The sequence below is a fragment of the Comamonas sp. UBA7840 genome, assembly GCF_002501455.1.
GTDB classification, from domain to species: Bacteria; Pseudomonadota; Gammaproteobacteria; order Burkholderiales; family Burkholderiaceae_C; genus Comamonas; species Comamonas jiangduensis.
The window spans coordinates 205,500-214,641 of sequence record NZ_DLTI01000022.1; the positions used below are offsets into that span (position 1 = coordinate 205,500).

General features: G+C 57.1%; 6 protein-coding genes. 1 reads left to right on the top strand and 5 read right to left on the bottom strand.

Annotated elements, in window-relative coordinates; translation table 11 throughout:
• Window positions 1-350: 350 nt before the first annotated feature.
• The 5 genes from B3R00_RS08030 to B3R00_RS08050 form a co-directional block, all read right to left on the bottom strand.
• The gene (locus B3R00_RS08030) at window positions 351-1,361 is read right to left on the bottom strand and encodes an FAD:protein FMN transferase (RefSeq protein ID WP_286998542.1); all 1,011 of its coding nucleotides are present in this window, start codon (window positions 1,359-1,361) and stop codon (window positions 351-353) included.
• Window positions 1,342-3,552, bottom strand: coding sequence for a PepSY domain-containing protein (locus tag B3R00_RS08035; RefSeq protein WP_286998543.1), 2,211 nt, complete (start codon window positions 3,550-3,552; stop codon window positions 1,342-1,344). Before B3R00_RS08035 ends, B3R00_RS08030 begins: the two co-directional genes overlap by 20 nt.
• A gap of 10 nt (window positions 3,553-3,562) precedes the next feature.
• Complete coding sequence (locus tag B3R00_RS08040) at window positions 3,563-4,039, bottom strand: DUF2271 domain-containing protein (protein WP_286998544.1); 477 nt, start codon at window positions 4,037-4,039, stop codon at window positions 3,563-3,565.
• Between the two features lie 33 nt (window positions 4,040-4,072).
• Window positions 4,073-4,492, bottom strand: coding sequence for a PepSY domain-containing protein (locus B3R00_RS08045; RefSeq protein WP_286998545.1), 420 nt, complete (start codon window positions 4,490-4,492; stop codon window positions 4,073-4,075).
• Between the two features lie 760 nt (window positions 4,493-5,252).
• Complete coding sequence (locus B3R00_RS08050) at window positions 5,253-7,202, bottom strand: diguanylate cyclase domain-containing protein (RefSeq protein ID WP_286998547.1); 1,950 nt, start codon at window positions 7,200-7,202, stop codon at window positions 5,253-5,255.
• On the opposite strand from B3R00_RS08050, the gene B3R00_RS08055 reads away from it, so the two are divergent.
• Window positions 7,161-8,924 carry an ABC transporter substrate-binding protein gene (locus tag B3R00_RS08055; protein WP_286998548.1) on the top strand — a complete coding sequence of 588 codons (1,764 nt, stop codon included), beginning with the start codon at window positions 7,161-7,163 and terminating at the stop codon, window positions 8,922-8,924. The two genes, B3R00_RS08050 and B3R00_RS08055, sit on opposite strands and share 42 nt — an antisense overlap.
• The last annotated feature ends 218 nt before the right edge of the window (window positions 8,925-9,142 follow it).

The window sequence follows — 9,142 nt, forward strand, 5'->3', positions numbered from 1 at the left end:
AAAATAGAGCCTATGCAAAACAACCAAAGCATAATTATTTTTTATCGACCAAAAGCGCGAAGAAACCATTAAAAAATAAGATCTTTAAAGCATCGATAAATATTAATAGAAATTTTGATGAATATAAAAAATATTATTCACGCAAGTTGTCACTCATGAATTTATTTAAATTATTTTTTATGCTGCATGCTTGTTTATGAGCAGCACAAGAAAAATTTTTTGTATGGAGAAGAAATAGCAGACGAGCAGGCCTTCTAGTTCAGGGCCAATAGAAGCCTCATAAACCAGCAAGATTTGCTGAAGAAATTAATGCATAAGCTGCAAGATCATTGCTGCTGCCGGCACGCCACTTACCTATTTCGATTGGCCCGATCAGCACACTGGAACGGATCTACCGAGTTGCCAAACCTGCCCAACCCCACCTCCGTCAACCCTCGCGCATGACGGAGCAAGAAGAGCACATCCATGCCCATCCGCTGTGCCATCGCCAACCCTTCATCAGGGCCTGCAACCAGCAAGGCCGTGGCCCAGGCATCCGCCTGCATGCAAGTGCGTGCCAGCACGGTGACGGAAGCTACGGCGTTGTTCACGGGAGCACCGCTGCGTGCATCCATGGTGTGTGCCAGGCGCTGATTGCCTACCTCCAGGTAACGGCGGTAGTCACCCGAGGTGGCCACGGCCAGATCTTCCAGCTCAATCACACTGTGTACTGTGCGGCTGCCAGTCTCAGGGCTTTCCAATGCCACGGCCCAGGGCATGCCGCTGGCCTGGGGGCCCACAGCGCGCAGTTCCCCATCCAGCGCCACCAGCGCATGCTGCACGCCGTGCTTATGTAGCACATCGGCCATGCGGTCTACCGCGTATCCTTTCGCAATGCCGCACAAGTCGATTTGCAACGCCACATGCTTGCGAACACGGCCTGCCGCTTTGTCCAGTTCCAAGCATCCGTGCGCAGCAAGGGGCAAAGACTGGCGTGCTGCGCGAATGGCTTGCGCGTCGGCCGTCTCGCGCGCTGCACCAAACCCCCAGGCATCGACCAAAGCACCCACGCAGGGATGGAATGCACCTGCACTCAGGCGCTGCACCTCCAGTGCGCAGTCCAGCACCTCCAATATTTCAGGAGAGAGGGGCACCCATTCGTCCACAGGCGCACGGTTCAGGCGCACCAGGTCGCTGTGCGGTTTCCAGGGCGACATCTGTGCATCCACTTGCTCCACCGCAGCAGCAAGGTCTTGCCGCAAGACAGACAACTCAGCAGCTGAGCCCGCGTCGATACTGGCAGACCAGCGAGTACCCATCGTTGGGCCATGCAATGTCATACGCTGGCTACGGACTGCTGCTTCAGAAGACATCTTCGGCATAACGCTCCTCGGCTTTCAGCGTGGCAACGCTCCACGCCAGTGGTTGCAGGACCGCATTAAGTGCCTCGGCGACGCCTTGGGCCATGGCGCGGCTGCCGCACACACGCACGATGGCGCCTTGGGTGATCAATGCCCGTATGCGCTCGGCATCACGGTGCAAGGCGTTTTGCACATAGCCACCGCCATCGGGGATGCGAGAGAACGTCGTCTGCAGCGTGGTCAAGCGTCCTTCTGCTAACCATTGTTGAATTTCAGGGCCAAAGTAAAAATCTCGCGCGGGATCACGTGCCCCAAAATAAAGATGCATGGGGCGCAGACGGTCGTTACGGCGAATAAAGCCGGCCAGCGGAGCCACTCCCGTGCCCGCGCCGATCAGAATCACTGGTCGTGTGGATCGTGGCAGGGCAAACCCAGGATTGGAACGGATAAAAGCCTTGATCTGATCCCCGTGGTGCAGGTTCAGCAAGTGTGTAGAGCACTGGCCTGCAGGCATGTGGCGCACGCAGATTTCCAGGAACCCATCGTCCCAGCCCGACGCCAGCGAGTAATAGCGCGGTACTGGCGAGCCTGGGGGCAGGATGCCCACCAGATCACCCGCATCAAATCGCGCCAGACTTTGTCCGCGCAGGCGGGTGCCCAAACGCGGTGCGGGCCATGCAAAGCGCAGGATGGCGGTGGCTTGTCCGGTTGCACCCACATAGTCCTGCCGTGCGATCAGCGTGAGCGCCGTGGTTGGCGGCACGCGTGGGACATGCTCCAGCACCAGCGAATCACCCAGCGCTTGCCCCAGGGCAGCACCCCAGCGCGCAAATTGCTGGCCCGATTGCTGATGGATGCACTCGATGGGCAACAACGCCGGCCAGCCTTGCGCACGCAGGGTTTGATCCAGCGCTTTGGCGAACGCGCAGAAGGCGGGGAACTGCCGGTCGCCAAACCCCAGCACGGTGACGGGCACCGCACTGGCATTCGGTTGCTGGGTGATGCGCTCCAAGGCGTGGCGGGCATGTGCAGGAGCCTGCCCTTCACCATAGGTCGCGGCGAGCACAAACACCTGCCGCGTTGCGGGGGGCACTTGAAAGTGCTCCAGCGCGCTGCTGTGCACACGGTGGCCACTCTGGCGCAGCGCATCTTGCAGCGTTTGGGCAAATCCCCAGGAGCTGCCGCCTTCACTGGCTACAAAGATAAGCACATCCGCCTGTGCCAGCGGGGCATTGCCCGTGATGTGGGGGGCCAGACGGCGTGCTTGCCACCAGATGACGATACCCGACCACCAAAACAGCAGCACGCTGGCACCCGCCAATCCCAAGATGACCGCCCAGAGCCACGCCGTTTCGCCGGTGTGCAGCACCAGCGCCAAGTCGTACACACGTTGCGCCAAGGTGGCTTCCTGCCAGGCCAGCATCTGACCCGAGTACCGGTCGATCCACCCTTGCCCTTGGGCGGTCACCACCTGCCACGTGTCCTGCGGGTCTGTGGCATAGGGCAAATTCAGCTTGCGCAAATCTTTGGCCTGAATGCTTTGCAGCGCCGCAAGCTGCGCAGCAGGCATATCTGTCCGACCGGCGACCACCGACAACACCTCAGGTTCTGTCATGGTGTCCAGCTCTACCAGCCCCAACGTCGACGCGCTCATGGTGAGAGCGGTGATGGAGGAGAGGCAAAGAATGGCAAGCACGACGCGCCCTGTAACCACGTGAATACGCTGCGCCAGCGAGCCACGCACGCGCCCAGCCAGCCGACGCCAACCGCCCATACGTCGCAGCAGCAGCACCCAGGCAGAAATGCACAGCAGCCCCATGGTCAGCGCAACAGCTGCTGTGCCCCAGCGCCCGGCGTCACCCAGCAACAGAGAACGGTGCACATTCTTCACCCAACGCGGCAGTGCCGACGGATGCCATGCGCCCAGCACCCGACCATCAGCAGGGTCCACGTACGACGCCTGTGGCTGATCCCCCGTAAAACTGAAGGCCACGATGGCACCCGAGGGAAGCCGCCGGATTTCTTCCACACCAGAGACGGTGTGGGACACACGATCCACCAGCGTAGCAACGGGCAAATCGCCTGGAACCGCCGGAGCCTCCCAGGCTTGCTGCACTGGGTCAATTGCAAGCACGGCGCCACTGAGTCCCAGCACCACCGCCAGGGCTCCCAAGGTCAGTCCCAGCCAGCGGTGAATTGCTTTCCAGGCCATGTGCGTCTCTTTACTGGAATTGGAAGGTGGCTGACTGGATGTACTGCTTGCCAGACTGGGGCTTACCTGCATTGGTACTAGACAGCGGAATACGCACCTCCGATGGGCTGTCCCGCATGTCTTCGGCCGCTGCGTCGATGCGGATTTCATAGCCAGCGTCGATCAGCGCATCGGCCAGATCGGCTGTGACCTTGAGCGTCCGCCCCGCACCCACGCTGGCACCAGTGACCCCGTTCAGACGTTTGGCATCAGCGGCCGAGAGTCGGTTCCAGTCTGCCAAGTGTTTGTAGTACTTAGCCTTACCACCAGCCACCCACAGGGTGCGGACATACGTGCCCTTGGCATCGGTCAAGTACGCTGCCAGGTAAGCGCCATCACCACCGTAGTTCTTGAGCTGTGCGGTCAATGTGAGTGGGCGGCTATGCGCCAGTGTGGGGAGAGCCAGCGCACAGGCAGTGGCCAAAATGGTAGATATGGGCTTGGACATGGTGATACTCCTCGTGAGAATGAAGGACAGCAGTTACTCAACCTGGCCACGCGGAATGGAGCCAGATGCAGGTGCGGGGGTAGACATCGGCGCACCTTCCGATGACGGTGAGCGCTTGTGCTGCTCCGCCTCCCCCTCCTCGTGATCGCGCGCATGCTCCCGAGTGCGCTGGTGGCGGTCTTGCTTCATCTTCAACACCTGCAGCGTTTCCGGGTCAATCTTGGCTTTGAAGCTGCGTCCTTGGGCATCTATGCCGCGTACTTCATAGCAACCATCGTCAATCTTGAGGCGCTGAATTTGCCAGCCTTGTGCAACCCCCATTTGACGTACCGCCTCGCGTGTCTGCCAGCGATTTAACGGTGCTTCGCAATCGTCATCCGCCCAGGTGGGCAAGGCGCTCAGACCCAGCGACAACACCAGCAAGCTACGGCGCAAAGAAAGTGGATATTTCATCGAATGTTCCTACAACAAATGGCCCATGCATAAAGACTTGCACAGTTGACGCCTTATGACAATGCGCGGTTCACGCAGCCCCCTCCTGCTTGCGACCATCCAAGTCACTTACCATTGGTACGACAGCAAGCATGGGTTCAGTTTTCTGCTTAGGTGAAATTGTTGCAAGATCGTCCTGAAGGCAAGATGAACAAGGTGTTCACCGCCTGTTCATCAGAAAACGTACCACGCACCCTGAATAAGCCAGATTGACCATGCATGAAGCGCAATGCACCGCTCGTTGTACGGGCGCGCATTACTCGCCTGCTGTCAGCATCGAACAGATCAACAGGACGGCTTGTAGGCATAACAGCAGTCATTGGCCCACAACCTGCACTTGTCTATCTGCTCACGGATAGCGCCTACGAAGGCGATGACATTCGGGCAGCAGCACTGCGGCGCAACTTACTACTGTCGAGGCTGCACACCCAAGACGAGGGCATCCCAGGCGGTTAGATAAAAGGCAATACCGCCAGTGCAACGAAGGCCAGCAAGTGTTTCAGCGAATAAACGCCTATCGTCGTTTCTTTACACGTTACGACAGGCTGGATGTCGGGTACATCGCCTTTACCTCAGCGCTAATCCTTGAGCAATTGGGCAATGTAAACACGTCCTAACCGCCACCCAACTCGGTGTGATTCAGCTTGGAGGGACGCTCGCCTCACACAGGATGTGTGCAGAGGCGCCACTCGGAGCAGCTTTCAAAAATACCCGAACAAGGTCAGTCTGATCTTTGCACGCAGACTTGGTTACGCCCAGCACTTTTAGCTTGATATAGCGCGGCATCCGCCATTTCCATCAAAGGGCAGTCTCGCAGACTATCGCTCTTTGTCGGTGTCATACAGGCCACTCCGACACTGATAGTGACCACCTGTCTCTCAGGCGCTGCTTCATTTTCGATGGATTGCATTTGAACGGTCTGGCAAAGATGGACGGCCATCTGCCGTGCCTGCGAGAGCGTGGTGTTCGGCAGTAACACCACAAACTCTTCCCCGCCAAAGCGAAATACATGATCGTGACCGCGTTGCACATGCTTTTTAAGGACTTGGGCGACTTGCTGCAGACACACATCCCCCTGCAAATGGCCATAGTAGTCGTTGTAGCCTTTGAAATGGTCAATATCAATTACCAAAACCGCCAAAGGTTGGTTTTCCCGAATGGCATGTCGCCATGCTCGATCAAGCTCCTCATCCAAGGCTCGGCGGTTGGACAGTCCCGTTAAGCTGTCTTTGCGTACCTGGTGCTCCAGCAAGTTGCGGTATTGCTCCAGTGCTTGGTCTGTTGCCTTGCGTTGCGTGATGTCCTGGATGGTTCCAATGATCTTGGCTGTTTGATCGTATACAGCGACATCTTCCATTTCGCACCAGCACTCCACAGTACGTATCTGTGCTTGCTGGTGCTGAGTACGCAGATCAAATTCAATTTTTTGCACCGTCCTGTCACGTCGTACGTCCAAGAGTTTGCGCAGTATGGGTTTGATTTGTTCTGAGGGTATGTAGCGCGCGAAATCGGAGAAAGTGAGCTGCTGCAGCCCTTGCGTACCCAAGATCTCTGCCGCCATCGGAGACAGCGCGATCTTCTGGTTGGACCAATCAATCGAGAAAAAGCCCAGCAATGCCGTTTTCTGCGCTCGCTCCAGCCACCTCATGTGGTTTTCGAGTTCCAGTTTGAGCACATGTTCGCGCTTCCCCGTGAGCCATATCCAGTACAGCACCGTGGATAACATGAGGAATGCAGAAACCCCAATCAGCAGGCCTAAAAAAACGCCTTCTTTGCGCTGATCGTGTGCAAACGCTTCGGTTACATCGATTTTGCTCACCAGTAACCAGGGTGAATCGGGCACCACACCACTTGCTGCCAACACCTGGTGCCTGCGATAGTCAGGACCGTAAAGAACGCCACGAATACCAGCGAACGCCTGCACCGCCACCAGGTCATCATCCTGCTCCATCGAAGCCAGTCTTTCCAATGGCTGGGAAATGCGATGCCGCAACGGATTGATGTGCACCACGTCCGAGCCTTCGCGCTGCAACAACATCGATTCCGCGGTAGCGCTGCCTTGCTGAATCGCATTCAAGAGTGGGAACAAGTTGGCGCGCAAGTCCACCACCATCCACAGCGCACCCAAAGGCTGCAAACCATCGTACAAAGGGGTGAGCACGGAGAACGTGGGGTATGCAAACTGGATCTGTTGGTAAGGTTCAACCACCACCGCTTGCGCTTGCTGCAAGGCTTGCTGCAACGCCGCATGTTCACGCGCAGGGAGCATGCGCTCCTCCGCACCCGCCGTTGCTAGCAGGATGCGCCCATCGGTATCAAGTAACAGCACTTTGGCAAATTCGTTGCGCTCCGTCAGGCTGCGCAGACGGTTTTCCAAATCATCGCGTACCAGTGCTTCGTACTGAACCAGCCAGCGTGATAAGGCCCGGGAAAACAGCCTATCGTCCATCAGTGACTCTGCTGCAGCCAGCGTGCTGGCCCGCCACTTGGCCAAACTCTGGAGTACCCGGTCGTTGTTGCCCTTGAGCCCACTCTCTATTTGGTGGCGATAACGCAGCTCACGCTCTGTATAGACGTGTATGCCTGCCCAAGCGAGTACAACTTGCACGATGATCACGACTGCGATCACATGCCAGAGATGTTTGTCTTTGTACTGTTGAAGCTTGTGCATGCCGATTCAGCAATCTGTCGGCGACCGATGGGTCATGCCTATACGCGAGGTCACAGATTGTCTGCAGGTTGGAAAGATAAAACCCAGCCTCTTAACATTAATACTTGGCGTCAAATAACTGCCAACAAGCAGCATGCGCTCACTCCATTATCAGATACTAATAGATACACGCTGTATTACCAGCCAATAACCAAGCACGCCATGCCCCCTCTCAAGCCTGCACCGAATCTTCCTCGTCGCCACTGCCTCCAGCAATTGGGTGCGACTGGGTTGGCCGCTTGCCTGCCACTGTCCGCAATCGCTCAAACCCGGCGTGACAGCGTGACGCTGAATATTGCACTGGAGCCTGATGGCCTTGACCCCACACGATTTGCAGCAGCAGCCTGCGGCCAAGTTGTGCTCTACAACATCTTTGAGGGTTTGGTCAAAATCAGCGAAAACGGAGCCGTCGAACCGTTGCTGGCATCCCGCTGGCAGATCGACGCCAGTCAACGCATCTACACCTTTGAGTTGGTGCCCAATGTGCGCTTTCACGATGGCGCTGCGCTGGATGTGGAGTGTGTGCTCTTCAGCTTTCGCCAAGCACAGGCCCCGAACTCTCCAAACAAGGCCAAGAAAAGCGTCTTTGACAACATTCAGCGCATGACCGCCAAAGGCGCTCTTCGCTTCGAGCTAGAACTGCGCAATCCTGATCCACATTTTCTTTTTCACCTGGGAGAAGCCAGCGCAGTCATCCTTCACCCTAATTCAGCCGCCTCTGCCGCCACGCAACCGATTGGTACTGGTCCGTATGCATTTGTCAGGTGGCATAAGGGGCACAGTGTGCAAATGCGCAAGTCTGCAACCTTTCGAGCACCAGAAAAAGCAGCGATCGAGCACGCCACGTTCCGTTTTATCAATAATTTGGAAGAGCAGGCTCGAGCCTTGGAGCAAGGCGAGGTGGATGTCTTCATCAATTTCATCACACACGATCTGCACCGCTTCCACGGCGATCCGCGCTACCAAGTGCTACTGGGGTCGTCCAGTGGCAAAGGCATGCTGGCCGTCAACCACCGCCACCCTGTCTTGAAAGATTTACGGGTACGCCGTGCAATCACCCATGCAATCGATCGCCAAGCTTTCGTCAGCAGCATTTTGCAGGGCAAAGGCAATGTCATCGGCAGCCACTTTGCCCCTACGGACCCTGGCTTCCTGAATCTTGCGCACCTGCATGCTTACAGCCCGGAGCGTGCCAAAGAGCTGCTCCAACAAGCTGGCGTGAAGGCGCCCCTGGAACTCACGCTGACCCTGCTTCCCGTGCCGTACGCCCGCGAAGGAGGCCCCTTCATCGCCGCGTATTTGGAGAAAGTTGGCATTCGGGTGCGCCTCCAGCCAGTGACGTGGCAGGAGTGGCTTAACCATACCTTCCAGGGCAACTTCGATCTGACGCTGATCAACCATGTCGAGCCGCTGGATCACATGATCTATGCCGATCCCGGGTATTACTTTGGCTATGACAGCGCAGATTTCCGCGACCTGACACATCGCCACGCAGCATCCCGCAACCCGCGTGAGCGCCAGTTGTTGTACGCCGCCATGCAACGGTATTTAGCCCAGGATGCAGCCAACGTCTGGTTGTTTAATTCACAGATCAGTGCCGTGGCACGCAAGGGCTTGCAGGGCCTTTGGATGAACTACCCCATCTATACGCACGATATTGCGTCTTTACGCTGGACCAGCTAGGCGCGGCAGGCGATGCGCTGCAGCGTGGAGTTGGCCTGTGCCGCATTGGCGCGCGGGCCATCGCTGCCCATGATTCGCTTGGTATGCAACGAACATGCTTTCCCCGGGAGAGGCCCGCCTCACCCTGCTGTATCGACCGGCTAAATCTCAGGCATCCAGCCCGGCAAGGCATTTTCGGGAGGCTCAGGCCACACACCTTGTTGATTTCCATCCAGAAG

What these genes read in the sequence shown, in the direction of transcription:
- B3R00_RS08030 (WP_286998542.1), bottom strand. Translation starts at nt 1,361, where the DNA reads ATGCCGAAGATGTCTTCTGAAGCAGCAGTCCGTAGCCAGCGTATGACA.
- B3R00_RS08035 (WP_286998543.1), bottom strand. Translation starts at nt 3,552, where the DNA reads ATGGCCTGGAAAGCAATTCACCGCTGGCTGGGACTGACCTTGGGAGCC.
- B3R00_RS08040 (WP_286998544.1), bottom strand. Translation starts at nt 4,039, where the DNA reads ATGTCCAAGCCCATATCTACCATTTTGGCCACTGCCTGTGCGCTGGCT.
- B3R00_RS08055 (WP_286998548.1), top strand. Translation starts at nt 7,161, where the DNA reads ATGCCAGAGATGTTTGTCTTTGTACTGTTGAAGCTTGTGCATGCCGAT.
- B3R00_RS08050 (WP_286998547.1), bottom strand. Translation starts at nt 7,202, where the DNA reads ATGCACAAGCTTCAACAGTACAAAGACAAACATCTCTGGCATGTGATC.
- B3R00_RS08045 (WP_286998545.1), bottom strand. Translation starts at nt 4,492, where the DNA reads ATGAAATATCCACTTTCTTTGCGCCGTAGCTTGCTGGTGTTGTCGCTG.